We start from the raw sequence: 17,525 nt of genomic DNA on the forward strand, positions 1-17,525 counted from the left end.
AGATGGATTTTCAAGCGTTTTTGATTACGCTTCGGGAGTGTCTCGAGGCTGTTCTCATCGTTGGGTTGATCTTAGGTTATCTCGATCGATTGAACGCTCCACAATATAAAAAGTGGGTCTACGCAGGTGTCGGGTTGGCACTTCTCGCTAGCCTTGGTGTCGCGTTCCTGTTCCAAGTCGTCTTTACGAGTTTTGCGAGCTTCGGAAGCGATACGTATCTCCGTCTCGGCATCATGATGGTCTCCGTCCTGCTCTTGACACACATGGTCCTCTGGATGGGGAAGGAAGCGAAAGAGAATCAAAAAGCCTCCCAAGCTAAGGTCGCCGCTGCCGTCTCGACGGGTAGTGCGATCACGATGATCATCCACTCCTTCCTCGTCATCGTTCGAGAAGGAATTGAGACAGTCTTCTTCTTCGCTGCCATCTCAGGTGGGGAAATCGAAAAAGTCCTGACGAGTTACGGTGCGGTTTCTGGTCTGTTACTCGCCTTGATCTTCGGATACTTATTCGTTTCCGGCTCAATGAAAATTCCCGTCAAACGCTTCTTCCAAGTAACGGGCGTATTAATTCTCTTCATTGCAGCCGGCATGCTCGTCCAAACGATTGGACGCTTCCAAGATCTTGGTTTGCTCGGTAGTCTCCTGATGAATGCTGACGGCACACCAGCTGCTGTGTATAACATCGTCGGCTTCATGCCGGAGCACTACATCGATCAGGTACAATACTTGCGTGATACAGGAAACTCAACATTGATCAGTGGACAGATCGGAACGTTCATGGGTGCAATGTTCGGATACAGTCATAACCCATCGCTCGAACAAGTCATCGCTTGGTGGGGTTATTTCGCCTTTGCTGGTTGGATGTTGCTCCGTCAAAACAAACCATCGAAGTCATCGAAGTCCTTACAGGAGGTTTCTTGACCGTCCGAAGCGATCGTTCACGTCCGCGTGGACGATCGCTTTTTTTGATCACGTTGCTATTCATCGGTGGCTGGATTGGTTTACGGATTGCCTACGTCAGTCCTTTCATCGCAAGCTATGATATCGCGAACTTCACGCTCGCCGTGACCGATTATGATTTGGCAGATTTACGTCCGCATTTTCCGGGCTATCCCTTTTTCATCTTATTTGCCAATCTGTTTCTGCCACTGCTGATACCTGTCAAAGCGCTCGGTCTCGTCTCCACACTCGGACTGGCAAGCGCCCTCTTGCCACTCTACTGGTTCTTTCGCCGTCATGCTTATGATACGACGCGGCTGATCGCTGCCTTTACCGTTCTCTCCACTGCCTCACTCGTGACGTTCGCTGCAACCGGGATGTCAGATGGACTCGCCCTCGGACTACTCGTTTGGTACGGCTGGAGCATCGAACGCGCCCGACATCAGATTCGTCGCTGGCTTCCGTATCTTCTGTTCGGTTTACTGATGGCGACTCGACTGTCCTATGCGCCGTTTGGTTTCATGTTGCTTGTCTTGCTGTGGCAAGTACGAAAGGATTACTGGCAACTCTTATCCGAGAGCGCTATTCTTGTTCTGGCACAACTGGCTTGGTTGCTCCCGGTCGCCTTTTCCGTCGGGGGTCCCTACTCGTTTCTTCAACTGTCACTCCGTTTCGTCAGCGGTCATTTTTCCGATTGGGGTGGTTCTGCTCAGACCGATGATGCATCCATCCTCCAACGATTCGTTCAAACACTTCAGCAACTCTTCTGGCATGGGATCGGTTATGGCACGTGGATTGGACTAGTGTCTGGACTGCTGCTATTCTTACGGAAACGTTGGACAGTCGATGTCTCTTGGGGAGCGACGGCTGGACTCTATTTCGTCTGGGTCTGGCTCGGACAAAACATCGATAAACCCCGTCATGTCTTACCGCTTGTCCTATTGCTACTCATCTGGTTGATCCGTCAGCTTCCGTTACAGATGTATCTACCATTTTTAGTCGTTCAGTTGACGATCGGTAGCCTCGCGTTGAACGAACAAGCCACGCGTCCGCCGGCGACGATTGAACTGGCTCGTTACGTAGCGACTCTTCCAATCGGCGCGACAGTCTTTACCGACGAGGAAGCTCGCCAATTCCAGTCTGAACGACCGGATGCTGCGATCGTTCCGATCGGATCAATCAGTAAATGGAACGCAGAACCAAAATCCGATCAGAGTTACGTGACCGGTCGATTGCTCGAGCGCCTTCACGCTCAAGGCGTGCGACCAAACGTCAAACAAGTCGTCCGCTTCACGAGTGATACCCGCTACGAACCAGAAGACGCGCAGGCGATTCTGTATCAACTAACAGCGCCTTGACGGCATGACTGCATGCATACGAAAAACCATGTCGATTCCCGAATGACACCGTGGGGATCGACATGGTTTTTTTCATTGCTGCGTATCGTAACGACGTTCCATATAATCAAAGGTACCGCCGCTAATTTCAATCGTCCGAATCGGTTCGAAGCCGAGACGACGATACAGTCGCTGTGCCCCGGCATTCGTTTGATCAGCGTTTAAGGTGAACGCTTGTAGTCCTCGTTTCTCGCCCTCTTCCGCCGCTGCCTGAAGCAGTTCCGTACCAATTCCTTTTCCGCCATGACGCGCGTCAACTGATAAAGTATCCAGGTAATAGACCGGACCTTCCGTCTCGACGTCGATTTGGATATCTTGACCCGTCCAGTGCTTCAGTTGGTCTTTAATCGGTTCGTCGAGTCGTTTCGCATCCGTCCCGGCATATGCAATGACGATTCCCGCTACTTCACCCTCGATGATTTTCACGAGGATGTTCTCATGGCTCAGTCGGTTTCCTGTTTCAGCGACAAAGTACGCGAGTCGCTCTAAAACGTCCTCCCGCTTTGTCGTTCCCGTCAATGTCTCAGCAATCTCATGAATTGCTTGCTCAATCAACGGGGCAATCTGTTGTGCTTCTGAAGCATATGCTTTTCGAATCATCTAGTCGTTCTCCTTTGAATTTTTTTAATGACGGTTTGTCAAATTAAGCGCAACACTTCTTCGGAAAAGACCTCGTATGCAGTTTTCCAATCCAAACACTTTCGTGGTCGATTGTTGATTCTAGAAAGTGCGTGATCTAATTCTGTCTTGTTGATCATTCCGAAGTTGGTTCCCTTTGGGAAGAACTCACGGAGAAGACCATTGGCATTCTCATTGCTGCCACGTTGCCATGAAGAATAGGGGTCCGCGAAGTACATCGGGATACCAAGAGAGTCCTGTATCCGTTCGTGACAGCTGAACTCCTTACCGCGATCCGTCGTCATGGTTTGAAACGTTCCCGATGGGAAAGAAGAATAAAGCGTTCGGATGGCGTGTTCCATCGAGTGAGAAGAACGATCGACCATCGGTAGTACGATATAGAACCGACTTTTACGTTCGATGAATGTCGCGACACATGCCTTTGTCTGTCCTCGTCCTGATACAACAGTATCCAACTCCCAGTGCCCGAACGTCTCTCGACCCCGGACGTCCGACGGACGTTTACTGATCGGAAGCCCGATGTTGAAGCGACCTCTTGTCTCACGTGGCTTTTGGCGCTTTCCTTTTTGTCGTAAAACGCCTAAATCGCTCTTGATGAATCCTTTATATATCCATCGATAGATTGTACTGTACGATGGTCCCTGTTTGTGAAAGAGCCGTCTTGCGATCTGTTCGGGAGACCATGTCTCTCGCAGTTTCGAAAGGATACGTGAGCCAAGCGAAGCGCTGAACAGCGTGCGTGCTCCACAATTCTTTTTTTGCATCTCATAACGCCGCCCAGCGTTGATCGCATTGTAGGAAGGATTCCGTTTTAGCTCACGTGAAATCGTAGACGGCTGTCGTCCGAGATGCTGAGCGATCTTTCGCATTGAAAATCCAAGCTCTAGATAAGTTTCTATTTTGACTCTTTCTGATGTGGTAAGATGAACATAGCTCATAACGAATCCTCCGTTGAATTTTGTGTGGTAACTCTATTCTACACGAGGTCGTTATGGGTTTTTTTGTGTTTTCAGCTAGGTGTTGCACTTAATATTACAATTCGTCTAATCAATAAACCTGAAAAATCGGACTCGACGATGTCGAATCCGATACATGATTTTTTTAGACATTCATTCGTTTCACTGCGTGACTTTTTGTACGACTGGTGCCGGTACGATGACAGGCTCCCGTGTCATGACAGCAACGACACGTCCAGCGATCGCTACAGCTAGTAACGTATATAACGTTAAGCTGAGCGGCAGATAGACGAGTGAGATGACTAACACGATGGCGTCGAGTCCGAACAAGATTGTTCCGATCGATAGACCTGTCAGTTTGCTGAGTCCCATCGATAGCAGGTCGTCCCCACCTGTTGCCGCTCCACTTTTCAAAACAAGTCCGAGACCATATCCGGTCACGATTCCGCTAGCAATCGCTGCGCTGAGCGTCGCTGGCCAAGCCTGTTCTGGAAAGTGGAACAAATCAAGTCGGTGCCACATTTCATAAAAGACTGATAACGCACCTGCTGAAAGTAACGCTTCACTGACAAAGCGTTTTCCTTTGAAATACAAAGCACCAATGAAAAATGGAATATCGAGCACGATCATCGAAATTGAAGGATTGATATCAAAAAAGTATCGACCTAGCAACGATAATCCGATGAAGCCGCCTTCTGCTAATCCGAACTGTTCATTCAATGTGTAGTAACCAAACGCCATGATGAGCGTTCCGGTTAAGATGGTTGCGATTCGTTTCATGTTTTATTGTCCTCTCCCGTTTACATCGTGGGAGAGGTTTTATACGTCCCGTTTGGGTATTCATCTATTTTCGCTCTCCCTGATTTTTATAAGCCATTACCGTCTGTTCGTTATGACCGGTACTGCTAAAAATCAGGTAAGCTGAATAGATGATTGGTCCTCTCGGTATCCATCGGTTTCCACCCTTTCATTAAAAATCTACTTTCATTATAACCCGAATTTCAGTAACTAAAACAGTATTACGCATTCTTCACATAATCCAAACAGTTTTGCTCACTCATTCACAATTTAGACAAGATTATGCTCAACATTGAACAAACTACTTGAAAACGATCTTGTGAAGGATTACACTAAGTATATCAAATGAATGTGATATTTATCACAAACAAAACACAAAGGAGACTTTACCCATGAAAATAGCAGTCATCGGATGTACACACGCAGGAACAGCAGCAGTCAAAGAACTCGCTTCACAACAAGACGTCGAGATCACCGTTTATGAGCGGAATGACAATGTATCGTTTCTCTCTTGTGGAATCGCGCTTCACGTCGGTGGTGTCGTCAAACATGCGGAATCACTTTTCTACTCATCACCAAGTGAACTCGCTGAACTCGGCGCTGAGATGCGTCTGAAACATGATGTGCTTGAAATCGATAGTGAACGCCAAACGATCGTTGCGAAAAACCTCATGACTGGTGAAGTCGTTCACGATACGTACGATAAACTCATCATGACGACAGGATCATGGCCAATCATTCCGATGCTTCCTGGCATCGAGTTGAATCAAATCGAGCTTTGTAAAAACTATCACCACGCTCAAACAATCATTGAAAAAGCGACAGATGCACAACGGATCACCGTCGTTGGTGCAGGATATATTGGTGCTGAACTCGTTGAAGCGTTTGAAGCATACGGAAAAGACGTCACGTTCATCGACAGTGCGGATCGCATTCTCAACAAATACCTCGACCGCTCATTCACTGACGTCATCGAACGTGAATTGACAGACCGCGGTATTCGCCTCGAACTCGGACAAACCGTCCAAAGCTTCAAAGGAGAAAACGGTGCTGTGACACACGTCGTGACAGACAAAGGAACGTTCGAAACGGATCTCGTCATTCTCTGTGTCGGTTTCCGCCCAAGTACGGAACTCTTAAAAGGTCAAGTCGACATGCTACCGAACGGTGCCATCATCGTTGACGATTACATGCGGACGAGCAACCCGAACATCTTTGCTGCTGGTGACAGCTGTGCTGTCTATTACAATCCAGCTCGGACACATGCCTATATCCCGCTTGCAACAAATGCTGTCCGGATGGGAACATTGATCGGTAAAAACTTACGCGCACCAAAGATTCGTTACCAAGGAACACAAGGCACATCAGGTCTTCGCCTATATGATCTGAACATTGCGTCGACTGGTTTGACAGAAGAAGCGGCACCCTTGTTCGGACTTGAAGTGAGCAGCACGACGGTCACAGATGCGTATCGCCCAGAGTTCATGCCAACAGCAGAAGACGTCCAATTGAAACTCGTCTTCGAGACGGAAACTCATCGTGTCGTCGGTGCACAAATTATCTCGAAAGTGGATTTGACACAAGCGATGAACACACTTTCTGTCGCGATTCAAAATGATATGACACTTGAAGAGCTCGCTTTCGTCGACTTCTTCTTCCAACCGCACTACAACAAACCTTGGAACTTGCTGAACCAAGCAGCTCTACAAGCGATGAACGAGCGCCAATCTGCTCGTGTTTAAACGAATCACAGATAAATAAAACAAGCAACGGATCATCCGCTGCTTGTTTTCGTTTATTCTCATTCATTTTTCGTATACTTCTTGCCAGTCATGATACGGCATCGTGCCATTCACTGTTTCCATGTCAAAGCGTAACGGTGCGATCAACTCGAGCGAATTACCATCTGGATCCTCAAAATAGATCGCTGCATGCGCATGCGGATGATTATCGAGAACGAGCGGTTGATCAACTGCCGCTACACCAAACGCAGATCGAACGGCAATGCCCCTCTCCTTTAACCAGTCCTGTGCTTTATCGATATTTTCTTGCTCCATTCGAAACGCTACATGTCGAATCGATGGATGATACGGTAACTCGACTTGACCGGCTTTCCATAGTCCTAACCAACTCTTACCGTGGTCGATCCAAAAGAAAGCGACGTGTTCATTTCGGAACGCACATGCAAGACCCAATTTTTCGTAAAAGACAATCGATCGTTCGAGTTCTTTGACCGGTAAATGAGCTTCATACAGTCCAGCAATCATCTTCTTCACACTCCTCTTTTTCTAGTGTAAACCATCAATTTCCAAATTTACTACCATCAGAAACGTTTAATCCGACCTGTTGAGGGAACATACAACCTATACCAAAACCAACTTTTAGGAGGAATGTTTACATGGCTGCATCGAAAAATCCGTTAACACAATACTTCAATGACGATTTTCCAAAACAATATCAGGACGCACCAGCGGTTCAAGCAAAAATGGAACCTGTTCCCGATTGTGGCGAAGAGAGTTACAAAGGCTCCGGCAAATTGATCGGTAAAAAAGCACTGATTACGGGTGGCGACTCCGGCATCGGCCGAGCAGCAGCCATCGCCTATGCTCGTGAAGGGGCTGATATCGTCCTCAACTACTTACCGGAAGAACAACAGGATGCGGAAGAGGTCAAAGCACTCGTTGAAGCAGCGGGACAAAAAGCATATCTCTTACCTGGTGATTTAAGTGATGAAGCGTTCTGTGAACAACTCGTCAAAGAAGCACACGAATCGCTCGGTGGACTCGATATTTTGGCACTTGTCGCAGGTAAACAACAAGCTGTCGAAGACATTCTCGACCTGTCGACGGAGCAATTACGAAAAACATACGAAATCAATGTCTTCTCCCTCTTCTGGGTTGTCAAAGCAGCCTTGCCACTCTTGAAGGAAGGGGCTTCGATCATCACGACGACATCCGTTCAAGGATACAACCCAAGCGCGAACCTCTTGGATTATGCATCGACGAAGTTTGCCATCAACGGGTTCACGCGTGGACTCGCTAAACAAGTCGCGCCAAAAGGAATCCGTGTCAACTCCGTCGCACCTGGTCCGATTTGGACACCGCTTCAAATCTCGGGTGGTCAGCCAAGCGAGAACATTCCAGAGTTCGGACAGGAAACACCACTGAAACGAAGTGGTCAACCGGTCGAACTGTCGGATGTGTATGTCTTCCTCGCTTCAGACGCTGCGAGTTATGTCACGGCGCAAATCTATGGTGTCACAGGCGGAATCGAATTGGCATAAGGATTGAATCTCGACAGGGTAGCTTCGGCTATCCTGTTTTTGCGTGTCTTAACGGGATATCAGTTGCATCACGAGGTACCATTTAGTCTAATGAGAGTAATAACGATGAAGGAGTGATTCAGATGACTGAAAAAGAAAAAATGATTCAAGGGGAACTCTACTTAGCACAAGATCCGGAACTCGTGGCTGACCGCATCCGGGCACAATCACTCTGCTATGAGTTCAATCAATTGAGTGTCCATGATAGGGCTAAACGGAAGGCACTTCTCCAGCAATTATTCCGGACAGAGCAAGCCGACTTTTACATTGAACCGACGTTTAAATGTGATTATGGCTACAACATTACGTTAGGGGCTCGCTTTTATGCCAATTATGACTGTGTCTTGCTCGATATTTGCCCGATTACGATTGGTGACAACTGCATGTTTGCTCCAGGAGTACATATCTATACTGCGACCCATCCACTCGATCCTGTCGAGCGCAACAGCGGTTATGAATTCGGAAAACCGGTCGTCATCGGGAATAACGTCTGGATCGGTGGACGCGCGGTCATCAATCCCGGTGTGACGATCGGAGATAATGCTGTCATCGCCTCAGGAAGTGTCGTCGTCAAGGATGTACCGGCAAACAGCGTCGTCGGTGGAAATCCGGCCCGAGTCATCAAGACGATCTAATTCTCATCAAATTCTAATCTGTTCCTCAGCTTCCTTTCACGTGGTCTGGTTATTCTATCTAATATTAGGCGAGAGTACTTCCACTTCTAAACGAAGTGAACGTGGGAGGTGAATCGCCCCTTCCCTTTCGGGTATAAACCTTTCTAGGAGGTGAAAATCATGCGGAAGCATAAGGCCTACAAATTCAGGATCTACCCGACAAAAGAGCAGGAAATCCTGATTACGAAGACCATTGGTTGTTCGCGCTTCGTCTTTAATCATTTCTTAGCGAAGTGGGATGAGACGTATAAAGCGACAGGCAAAGGACTGTCTTATGGTTCTTGTTCAAAAGAAATCCCGATGCTGAAACAAGAGTTTGACTGGCTGAAAGAAGTCGATAGCCATTCGCTTCAATCGAGTGTAAAACACCTGATCGATGCGTATGACCGCTTCTTCAAGAAGCAGAACGAACGGCCTCGATTCAAATCAAAGCGTAATCCCGTCCAATCCTACAAAACCAATATCGAGAAGAAGAACCAACTTCCCGAAGTCTCAATCGTCGGTAGCAAGCTCAAACTGCCTAGGCTGAAGTGGGTGCGTTTTGCCAACTCCAGGCAGATAGTAGGACGAATCTTGAACGCCACAATTCGACGTAACGCTTCGGGGAAATACTTTGTCTCCCTGCTCGTCGAGCAGGAGATTAACGAACTGCCAAAGACGGGTGTGTCCGTCGGTGTCGACGTCGGGTTGAAGAACTTTGCCATCCTTTCGGACGGCACGGTGTATAAAAACGACCGTTACTTCCGAACACTTGAGAAAAAGCTGGCACGCGAACAACGCAAGCTCTCTCGACGTCAGCGCATGGTCTTGGATAAGAAAGTCAAGCTGTTCGAGGCGAGGAACTATCAGAAGCAGAAGCGGAAGGTCGCCCGCATCCACGAAAAGATTGCCAACAAACGCACCGACTTCCTGCATAAGGTATCGACCGAGATCGTCAAAAACCACGACGTCATCGGAATCGAGACCTTGCAGGTGAAAAACATGCAGAAGAACCGCAGGTTGAGTAAATCCATCTCCGAGGTCAGTTGGTCAGCGTTCTTCCGCATGCTGGAGTACAAGGCAGGATGGTACGGGAAGACCGTCGTAAAGGTCGGCAAGACCTTCGCGTCGAGCCAACTGTGCTCGAGTTGCGGTCATCAACACCAAGATGTGAAACATCTTGGATTGCGCGAATGGATATGCCCGAGTTGCAGTATCCACCACGACCGTGATGTGAACGCGGGACTGAATCTCAAACAAGAAGCAGAACGCCTATTAGCTTCATCAACCGTTGGGACGACGGGGTTAGCCTGATCACGTTTCGACCGATTGGTCGGATCACTCAGGAATCCACCACCTCTAAGCAAAGCGTAGGTGGTGGTAGTTCAAGTATAAGAACAACAGCCACTACTAAAGGAGGATATGATCATGACTGAAAAACGAACAGATAAAGGGAATAAACGCTTCAAAAAAGGAATCGCTACACTTGCCGTAACGGGTACAGTATTAACAGGAGCCGGTGCGTTCCTACTCTTCACAGGTCCGGGACACTCTCTCGTCAATTCGACGGTCACCACTTCACAGCAGGCAGAGCAAAAAGTCGAAGCTGCTTCGCGCCAAGTCGAACAAAAGCTTCCTGCTTCCATGCGTGACGATCAGGAAATCGAAGGCACATTGCAGAAACTATCGGATCGTTCGATGACGATCGACGTCAACGGTGAATCTCGGACGTTTGACTTTGCATCGTCAGTCGAACGCGAAGCCGTGCAAGAAGGCGATTGGGTTAAAATCGATTTGAATGCGAATCAGCAAATCACGGAACTCGAGCGAGAAGATCAAGATGATCGGAATGACCGAGAGGACGATGGCAATCGCTCAGATGATTCATCGGATGATGCGAATGAACGGTACGGCATCCTTCGTGCCCTATCACAAAGTGAATTGACACTCGAACAAGATGGACAAGAGACAGTCTACGCGATTGCGGATCGTGCGGAACGCGACGCTGCGAAATCTGGGGATATCGTGAAAATCGAATTGAATGCAGACGGTCAAGTTCGTGAGCTTGATCGGGAAGATGACAACGAAGATCGTAATGCTACACGCGACGAAGACCGTGACGATGCACGGGAACAAGAAGTCCGCGGCACGCTCGCTAAAATAACGAATCAAGAGATCGTCATCGAACAGAATGGTGCGCAAAAATCGTACTCTCGTGCATCGAACATGGAGCAAGATGATGACGTCCGAGTCGGTGGTTCCGTTAAACTTGAGTTAAACGCGTCAGACGAAGTGACAGAAATCGATGAATGATCATTAAAGGAGGATGTTTATGCCAACCACCATCTTAATCGTTGAGGACGATGCGAAAATTGCACGCCTCCTTGAACTCGAACTCCAATATGCCGGGTACGCGACACGTGTCGCCCCCAACGGAAAAGATGGTCTCGCTGCCGCTGAGCATTCGGTTGATCTCGTCTTACTCGACGTGATGATGCCGGAGCTGAGCGGCTTCGAGGTGTTGCGCAGGCTCCGTGGGAAAGGCATTCACGTCCCCGTCATTATGCTCACAGCACGTGGGGAAGTCTACGATAAGGTCGCAGGACTCGATCTTGGTGCGAATGATTATGTGACGAAACCGTTTGAGATGGAGGAACTCCTTGCCCGGATCCGGGCGTTACTACGTACTCCGACTTCAACTAATAACGCATCGCGCACGTTACAGTTCGCCGATCTTATACTCGACCTTGATCGACACGAAGCATTTCGCGATGAATTACGACTCGATTTGACACCACGTGAGTTCGAACTTTTGACGTATTTACTGGAAAACAAGGAACATGTCCTGACACGCGAACAAATCCTAAATCGCGTCTGGGGGTACGATTACTTCGGTGAGACGAATATCGTCGACGTCTACATCCGTTATCTTCGGAAAAAAGTCGATGCCCACCCTCCTGCTTTGATCCAGACCGTTCGTGGAGTGGGGTATGTGCTACGGGAGGCGACGCCATGAAGCTTCGAACGAAACTTGCTTTATCCGTCACTGCCTTTACGACACTCTTATTGTTACTTTCGTTCATCGTCGTGACCTTCGTCGTCCGCAATCATTTGATTGAATCGCGTTATACCCAACTGGAACAGGCAGAGGAATTGATGGAGGATGATTCATCGGTCCGAGCATTGCTGACGCTTCATGAAGATTCCGTCGTCTTATCGAACGAAGATGGACGATGGGTCATTTCAAACGACGAAGATGACGACGACTCGTCTATCGTTAACGGAGACGTACGAGCAAGTGACCTACCCGGTATTCCGCGTTCGAATGATCCATTCAAGTCTGGCGATTGGTTCGGTATCGTCCATCAGGATCAAGCTTATTTGTTCGAAGATGAGAGCGTCGATGATACGGTCTCGACACTCGTCTTGACCTTCACCATCGTGTTGGTCGTTGGCATCGTCATCGCGTTCATCAGTAGCTTCTGGATTGCGTATCAGACGCTCCGCCCGCTCAGGCAACTGAATGATACGATGCAACGGATTTCGTCTTCCGGTACGCTTGAGACCGTGCAGACCGAACGCGATGATGAGATCGGTCGCCTCGGTCGCGTCTTCAACCAGATGATTGGTCGTGTCGATCAGACGATGGAACAACAACGGCAGTTCGTCGCCGATGTCTCGCATGAGATGAAGACACCATTGACGGTCATCGAGGGCTATACCCAATTGTTGAAACGATGGGGCAAAACGAAGCCGGACGTCCTCGATGAATCGATTGAACACATCTTGCAGGAGACGCACGCGATGCGGACGACATTGATTGAACCTATGCTTGAATTGTCGCGTCTCGGTTATGAGGAAACATCTGTCGAAGCGATCGACTTAGCGGAACTTGGGAGCGAACTCGCCGATCGGATGTATCATGCGACAGGGACGATCATCCCTGTTGATGCCTCTGGGACGATCCGGGCGAATCGCGAAGCGGTGCTACGGATCTTGACGATTTATATCGATAACGCCCTGAAATATGCTACTTCTCCCGAATTGCATCTGCGCAAGGAGCGACTAGCTGTTCTTGACCGTGGGACATCTCTAACGGACGAAGAACGTGCCCGGTTATTCGATCGGTTTTACCGACTTGATGCAGCACGCGACCGTTCAGGAAGTGGACTCGGATTGTCGATTGCTGCTGCGCTTGCAACGACACATTATTTTCAGGTCGGTAGTGAAGCGCGTCAGCCAGATGGTAGTTGTTTCTATCTAATTCCCGAGCAGTCTAAATGAAACTTTTTCTACATTTGTGTCGTACACTTAAGGAAGAACGTCACATGATGAAAGAAGGAATTTCACGATGGCTAAAAAACGTTGGGGTGGGCTTGCTGTTGCCGGCGCCTTTCTCTTAACAAAAGGAAAGGTCATCCTTGCCTTATTGAAATTTTCGAAGTTTGGAGGCACTCTGATTTCGTTTGGAGTTTCGCTTCTCTTTTACGCTCAAGTATTTGGCGTCTGGTTCGGGGTCGGATTGCTTTATCTCCTATTCATTCATGAGATGGGACATCTACTCGCTGCGAAACGACTCGGTTTTAAAACGGGTCCCGCGATTTTCGTACCGTTCATGGGAGCCGTCATCGGAATCAAAGATACGTTCCGGACACCAAAACAAGAAGCGATTCTTGCGTACGGTGGACCACTCGCGGGTCTTGTGTCCCTGATTCCGCTTGCGATTGGATACGCTGTGACCGGAAATGACTTTTGGCTCGTCATCTTCCATCTCGGGGCTCTATTGAATCTCTTCAACCTACTTCCCGTCAGTCCGCTTGACGGCGGACGGATTCTTGCGGGACTTCCGATCATCGTTTGGGTTGCAGGTCTTGCTGCCTTGATTGCTTACGGCATCACGAACTTCAGCTTGATTCTGCTCTTGATCGCTTTCTTCGGCGGCAGTGCCGTTTGGAAACGGTATAAGTTCGCGAAACAATATGAGGCGAACCGGTCGACCTTAATGTTGTATCGTGCTGCACGCGAACGCGTCTTACGCGCAAAGGCGGAGCAGGAACGCGTAAACGCTGAAGTCGCTCTTGCACCGGAAGTGGAGGAAGAACAAACGGTCGAAAGTACGTACGACCCGATTGCTTGGTCGCTTCGTCTCGATTTACAAGATTTGCGACAAGCGAGTCCAGAAGAGGCACGTCAGGAAGCGGACGATCTGTTACGGTATCAATATGATGCTGCGAACGACTACGATGCGTTGTTGCGACGAATCGATCAGCGGATCGAACCGCTCCGACTCGCTGAAGAGTCGGTCCAGTATCACCAGATGCCGAAAAAACAACAAACGATCACCTTACTCGCTTACTTGGCGCTCGGTGCCATTTTATTCATTGCTTTCGAGTACTCGAAAGGGTACTTGCCTACACCATCTTAAAACGAGTTCCATCGGATGCGCTTCATGGCGCATCCTTTTTTCATGGAACGAACACATTGACTAGAGTGATTTCTTGCATCTCTTCATAGAAGCGACTACTCTGAGTAAAACCCTACTTACCACTTGTCTAAAAAAGGAGGCTCTCCTTCCATGAATAAAAACACTGCCCGTTTGGGTGAAGCACCTGTCAATCAGCTTTTACTTAGTCTCTCTTTACCAGCGATGGTCGGGATGCTCGTCACGGCACTCTACAATATCATCGATACGATTTTCGTCGCTCAAGGAATCGGTACGGCTGCCGTCGCCGCCGTCGGAATCGCTTTCCCCGTCCAGCTCGTATTAATGGCAATCGCCAACTCGATCGGGATTGGTGGTGCTGCAATTGCGTCACAACGGCTCGGTCAAAAACAAACGGATGGTGCCAGTCGTGCTTATGCCAACGTCTTGATCGCGGTTTTCTTCATCAGTATGCTCGCCATCATCAGTGCTTTCATCTTCGTCGAACCGTTACTTCGTCTCTTTGGAGCGACAGATGAGATCATGCCGTATAGTATCGATTTCTTACGCGTCCTCTTGATTGGATCTCCGTTCTTCATGTTGACGATGGCGTCGAGTGCCATGTTACGTGCAGAAGGACGCGCGAACTATCAGATGCGCGTCATGCTGACGACGGTTGCGATCAACATCGTCTTGACCCCGCTGTTCATCTTTGGTCTTGATTGGGGCATCCAAGGTGCTGCACTCGGGACAGTCGTTGCGCAAATCGTCGGTGCTGCACTTGTTTTCCGATTCTTCTTTACGAAACGTCGGCAAACGGGGTTAACACTCGATCGAAATGCTTTCAAACCCGATTTCCGTTTAACGTTTCGGATGATGCAAATCGGATCATCGTCGTTCATCATGCAGGTCTCTCAATCGATTTTGTTCATCACCGTCAACCATATGCTCGTCCGGTACGGGGGTACGACAGAACTAGCGACGTTTGCGGTCATCAATAAGTTCATGGCGCTTGTCGGTATGCCGATCATGGGGATCGTACAAGGGATGCAACCGATCGTCGGGTATAGTTTCGGTTCTCGGCAATTTAGCCGGATGTCGCTTGCCATCAAGCTCGCAATCCGTTACGGCTTATCGTTATCAATCAGCTTGTGGTTACTGATTCAACTGTTCCCCCGTTTTTGGGTCGGCTTGTTCACGGAAGAAGCAGCACTGCTGCAGGAAGGCTCGAGTGCGATGCGCATCTTATTCGCTCTATCGTTCGTCTACGGGATTCAAATGATTGTCAACGGGATGTATCAATCGCTTGCCAAAGCAAAAGTCGCTTTATTCTTGTCCTTGTCACGCCAAACGTTATACACGATTCCACTCGTCCTGATTTTACCCCTGTTCTTCGGTGTCAACGGTGTCTGGTTCGCTTTCCCGATTGCTGATGCGATGGCTGTTTTGACGGCCCTTGTCTTCGCCTATAAAGATCGCGTTCTGTTATTTAAACCGGAGGAATACGTCGCAGAGGAACAAAAAGTCGCCACCGCGAAATGACTGGAAGGGATATCAGATCATCTGCCTTGCAGATGGTCTTTTTTAATGGACTTCTATAATACGAACATGTATTCTGTTACTAGTGAATGACAGAAAGGAGTCTGCTGTATGTATACATTAGCGATTGACTTTGAAACGGCAAATCGGAATAGCGGAAGCATTTGTGCGTTTGGTTGGTCCGTTCTCTCCAACGGTCGCGTCACGGAGAGTAAACAGGTCTTAATCAATCCAGAAGAAAACTTCGATGCCGGAAACATCCGGGTTCATGGAATTCGTCCGAGTGATGTCTTCGATGCACCGACGTTACCTGAAGCGATGGAAGCACATGGCTTATACGATTTAATCGCAGGTGCTCAACTGGTCGTTGCCCATAATGCATCATTTGATATGGGGGCGCTTCAGAAAGCGATTCAAAAATACGATATGTACCAGATGCCAGCTTTCACGTACGGCTGCACGGTCAAATTATCCCGCAAACTGTATCCATGGTTGCCGAACCATCGATTGAATACGATGGCAGAATTCCTCAACGTCTCTTTCCAACATCATGACGCGAAAGAAGATGCCTACGTCTGCGCCCTACTCTTAAACGATATGTTGGAACGAACGAATCTACAGGATCCGGTCACCTTGCATACATTCTGTGGCGTTCGGATGGGACAGGTTGCCTATTAAACAAAAAAGCACTCTAGACATGAGATCTAGAGTGCTTTTTGATGGTGTTCAATTATTTGCTTGTTTGTTTGATCGGGAACCAGCCTGGACGACTTGTGATGCCTGCCCATAATGCATCTGGAACGACGAGTTCTGCTTGTGCCTCTGGATCAAGTTCTGTCCGGATTGACGCAAGGTCACCTGCTTCAACTTTTTCAACCCATTTCGGTTCCATGATCAGTTCACGACCGAGAGCGATCATTGGAACGACAGCCAAACCTTGTTCGACTTCGTCCGCTGTGTGCAGCGATCCGACACCGATGACAGGTACTTGTTCGCCAACACGTTCTTGGACGAGCGTGATTGGTGATGTCGTTGCATTTTCGTCACGAATCGAACCTGCGAAGAAGTCCATTACGGAAACGTGCAAGTAATCGAGGTCTTTTTTCGCCAGCTCATCGACGAGGCGCATCGTGTCATCGAGTGTGATTCCTGGATTTTCGATCTCTTCTGGAGAGAAACGGTATCCGACGATGAAGGAAGGATCCTGTTTCGCGACGGCTTCGACTGCATCTACGACTGCTAATGGGAAGGCGAGACGTTTTTCTAAGCTACCGCCCCATTTGTCTTCGCGACGGTTTGAATGTGGTGAGAAGAATTGTTGGATCAAGTACGTGTTCGCACCGTGAATCTCAACACCATCAAATCCAGCTTCCATCGCACGACGTGTCGCTTGACCGAATGCTTCAATGATTGCTTCAACTTCTTCTGCCTCTAACGCACGAGGTGTCATTGCCCCTTCACGTACAGGTGCGACAGCACTTGCACTAACTGTTTGTCCACCGACGAGTTCTGGTGGTGCCATACGACCAGCGTGGAAGATTTGTAAGATCGCTTTTGCGCCTTTATCTTGAATCGTTTTTGCGAGTCGCTTCAGACTTGGAACGAGATCGTCACGATGCGCACCGAATTCATTCGGGAATCCTTGACCGTCTGCCGTGACATTCGCACACGCTGTAATGACCGCACTGACGCCACCTGAACGTTCTGCGTAGTACGCGAGTTCCGCATCCGATACTTCGCCGTTCTCTTGTGCCGCATAGTTCGTCATCGGTGCCATCAAGACGCGGTTTTTCAGCGTCACACCGTTTGGTAATGTAAATGGTTCAAACATTGCTTGAGTTGCCATGAGTGAAGTGCCTCC

17 protein-coding genes are annotated in these 17,525 nt (G+C 48.7%); 12 read left to right on the plus strand and 5 right to left on the minus strand.

The features are described 5' to 3' along the window. Positions 1–2 precede the first annotated feature (2 nt). Positions 3–920, plus strand: coding sequence for an FTR1 family iron permease (locus tag MKY22_RS15065; protein WP_214729915.1), 918 nt, complete (start codon positions 3–5; stop codon positions 918–920). Beyond that, a complete protein-coding gene (locus MKY22_RS15070; RefSeq protein WP_341090156.1) occupies positions 833–2,296 on the plus strand; it encodes a hypothetical protein in 1,464 nt (487 codons plus the stop codon). Before MKY22_RS15065 ends, MKY22_RS15070 begins: the two co-directional genes overlap by 88 nt. A gap of 72 nt (positions 2,297–2,368) precedes the next feature. Here the strand turns inward: MKY22_RS15070 and MKY22_RS15075 are convergent, their stop codons facing one another. The 3 genes from MKY22_RS15075 to MKY22_RS15085 all read right to left on the minus strand — a co-directional run bounded on the left by MKY22_RS15075 (position 2,369) and on the right by MKY22_RS15085 (position 4,710). Further along, the gene (locus MKY22_RS15075; protein ID WP_341089693.1) at positions 2,369–2,935 is read right to left on the minus strand and encodes a GNAT family N-acetyltransferase; all 567 of its coding nucleotides are present in this window, start codon (positions 2,933–2,935) and stop codon (positions 2,369–2,371) included. A gap of 38 nt (positions 2,936–2,973) precedes the next feature. Next, positions 2,974–3,912: an IS30 family transposase gene (locus MKY22_RS15080; protein WP_341088793.1), complete on the minus strand. Its 939-nt coding sequence runs from the start codon at positions 3,910–3,912 to the stop codon at positions 2,974–2,976. A 180-nt stretch (positions 3,913–4,092) separates the two neighbouring features. Continuing rightward, positions 4,093–4,710, minus strand: a complete 618-nt coding sequence (locus MKY22_RS15085) for a YitT family protein (RefSeq protein ID WP_214729026.1) — start codon at positions 4,708–4,710, stop codon at positions 4,093–4,095. Positions 4,711–5,120: 410 nt separating this feature from the next. Here MKY22_RS15085 and MKY22_RS15090 point away from each other — a divergent pair, with 410 nt between their 5' ends. Then, positions 5,121–6,470: an FAD-dependent oxidoreductase gene (locus tag MKY22_RS15090; protein ID WP_341089695.1), complete on the plus strand. Its 1,350-nt coding sequence runs from the start codon at positions 5,121–5,123 to the stop codon at positions 6,468–6,470. Positions 6,471–6,533: 63 nt separating this feature from the next. On the opposite strand, the gene MKY22_RS15095 is transcribed toward MKY22_RS15090, so the two are convergent. Further along, positions 6,534–6,995, minus strand: coding sequence for a VOC family protein (locus MKY22_RS15095; protein ID WP_214729030.1), 462 nt, complete (start codon positions 6,993–6,995; stop codon positions 6,534–6,536). A gap of 131 nt (positions 6,996–7,126) precedes the next feature. Here MKY22_RS15095 and MKY22_RS15100 point away from each other — a divergent pair, with 131 nt between their 5' ends. The 9 genes from MKY22_RS15100 to MKY22_RS15140 all read left to right on the plus strand — a co-directional run bounded on the left by MKY22_RS15100 (position 7,127) and on the right by MKY22_RS15140 (position 16,342). Further along, a complete protein-coding gene (locus MKY22_RS15100; protein ID WP_058704422.1) occupies positions 7,127–8,011 on the plus strand; it encodes an SDR family oxidoreductase in 885 nt (294 codons plus the stop codon). A 122-nt stretch (positions 8,012–8,133) separates the two neighbouring features. Next, entirely contained in the window at positions 8,134–8,685 is a 552-nt protein-coding gene (locus MKY22_RS15105; RefSeq protein WP_058704421.1) for a maltose acetyltransferase domain-containing protein, read from the plus strand. A 159-nt stretch (positions 8,686–8,844) separates the two neighbouring features. Further along, the gene (gene tnpB, locus MKY22_RS15110; protein WP_341089701.1) at positions 8,845–10,017 is read left to right on the plus strand and encodes an IS200/IS605 family element RNA-guided endonuclease TnpB; all 1,173 of its coding nucleotides are present in this window, start codon (positions 8,845–8,847) and stop codon (positions 10,015–10,017) included. Between the two features lie 114 nt (positions 10,018–10,131). Beyond that, positions 10,132–11,016 carry a hypothetical protein gene (locus MKY22_RS15115; protein WP_251137654.1) on the plus strand — a complete coding sequence of 295 codons (885 nt, stop codon included), beginning with the start codon at positions 10,132–10,134 and terminating at the stop codon, positions 11,014–11,016. A 19-nt stretch (positions 11,017–11,035) separates the two neighbouring features. After that, positions 11,036–11,719, plus strand: a complete 684-nt coding sequence (locus tag MKY22_RS15120) for a response regulator transcription factor (RefSeq protein ID WP_029342874.1) — start codon at positions 11,036–11,038, stop codon at positions 11,717–11,719. After that, positions 11,716–12,987: a HAMP domain-containing sensor histidine kinase gene (locus MKY22_RS15125; protein WP_214729034.1), complete on the plus strand. Its 1,272-nt coding sequence runs from the start codon at positions 11,716–11,718 to the stop codon at positions 12,985–12,987. The genes MKY22_RS15120 and MKY22_RS15125 overlap by 4 nt, the downstream gene beginning before the upstream one ends. Before the next feature lie 67 nt (positions 12,988–13,054). After that, complete coding sequence (locus MKY22_RS15130; RefSeq protein ID WP_133208400.1) at positions 13,055–14,128, plus strand: site-2 protease family protein; 1,074 nt, start codon at positions 13,055–13,057, stop codon at positions 14,126–14,128. Between the two features lie 150 nt (positions 14,129–14,278). Further along, positions 14,279–15,667 (plus strand): MATE family efflux transporter, encoded by a 1,389-nt coding sequence (locus MKY22_RS15135; protein WP_341089709.1) that lies wholly within the window; start codon positions 14,279–14,281, stop codon positions 15,665–15,667. Positions 15,668–15,775: 108 nt separating this feature from the next. After that, complete coding sequence (locus tag MKY22_RS15140) at positions 15,776–16,342, plus strand: 3'-5' exonuclease (RefSeq protein WP_214729040.1); 567 nt, start codon at positions 15,776–15,778, stop codon at positions 16,340–16,342. A gap of 52 nt (positions 16,343–16,394) precedes the next feature. Here MKY22_RS15140 and MKY22_RS15145 read toward each other — a convergent pair whose 3' ends face one another. After that, positions 16,395–17,510 carry an NADH-dependent flavin oxidoreductase gene (locus tag MKY22_RS15145; protein WP_023469665.1) on the minus strand — a complete coding sequence of 372 codons (1,116 nt, stop codon included), beginning with the start codon at positions 17,508–17,510 and terminating at the stop codon, positions 16,395–16,397. Positions 17,511–17,525 lie beyond the last annotated feature (15 nt).

Origin of the sequence: Exiguobacterium sp. FSL W8-0210 (genome assembly GCF_038006045.1) — a bacterium.
In the GTDB taxonomy this organism is placed as follows: Bacteria; Bacillota; Bacilli; order Exiguobacteriales; family Exiguobacteriaceae; genus Exiguobacterium_A.

Coding starts and splice junctions, on each gene's coding strand:
- MKY22_RS15065 (WP_214729915.1), top strand. CDS start 3: ATGGATTTTCAAGCGTTTTTGATTACGCTTCGGGAGTGTCTCGAGGCT.
- MKY22_RS15075 (WP_341089693.1), bottom strand. CDS start 2,935: ATGATTCGAAAAGCATATGCTTCAGAAGCACAACAGATTGCCCCGTTG.
- MKY22_RS15080 (WP_341088793.1), bottom strand. CDS start 3,912: ATGAGCTATGTTCATCTTACCACATCAGAAAGAGTCAAAATAGAAACT.
- MKY22_RS15085 (WP_214729026.1), bottom strand. CDS start 4,710: ATGAAACGAATCGCAACCATCTTAACCGGAACGCTCATCATGGCGTTT.
- MKY22_RS15090 (WP_341089695.1), top strand. CDS start 5,121: ATGAAAATAGCAGTCATCGGATGTACACACGCAGGAACAGCAGCAGTC.
- MKY22_RS15095 (WP_214729030.1), bottom strand. CDS start 6,995: ATGATTGCTGGACTGTATGAAGCTCATTTACCGGTCAAAGAACTCGAA.
- MKY22_RS15100 (WP_058704422.1), top strand. CDS start 7,127: ATGGCTGCATCGAAAAATCCGTTAACACAATACTTCAATGACGATTTT.
- MKY22_RS15105 (WP_058704421.1), top strand. CDS start 8,134: ATGACTGAAAAAGAAAAAATGATTCAAGGGGAACTCTACTTAGCACAA.
- tnpB (WP_341089701.1), top strand. CDS start 8,845: ATGCGGAAGCATAAGGCCTACAAATTCAGGATCTACCCGACAAAAGAG.
- MKY22_RS15115 (WP_251137654.1), top strand. CDS start 10,132: ATGACTGAAAAACGAACAGATAAAGGGAATAAACGCTTCAAAAAAGGA.
- MKY22_RS15120 (WP_029342874.1), top strand. CDS start 11,036: ATGCCAACCACCATCTTAATCGTTGAGGACGATGCGAAAATTGCACGC.
- MKY22_RS15125 (WP_214729034.1), top strand. CDS start 11,716: ATGAAGCTTCGAACGAAACTTGCTTTATCCGTCACTGCCTTTACGACA.
- MKY22_RS15130 (WP_133208400.1), top strand. CDS start 13,055: ATGGCTAAAAAACGTTGGGGTGGGCTTGCTGTTGCCGGCGCCTTTCTC.
- MKY22_RS15135 (WP_341089709.1), top strand. CDS start 14,279: ATGAATAAAAACACTGCCCGTTTGGGTGAAGCACCTGTCAATCAGCTT.
- MKY22_RS15140 (WP_214729040.1), top strand. CDS start 15,776: ATGTATACATTAGCGATTGACTTTGAAACGGCAAATCGGAATAGCGGA.
- MKY22_RS15145 (WP_023469665.1), bottom strand. CDS start 17,510: ATGGCAACTCAAGCAATGTTTGAACCATTTACATTACCAAACGGTGTG.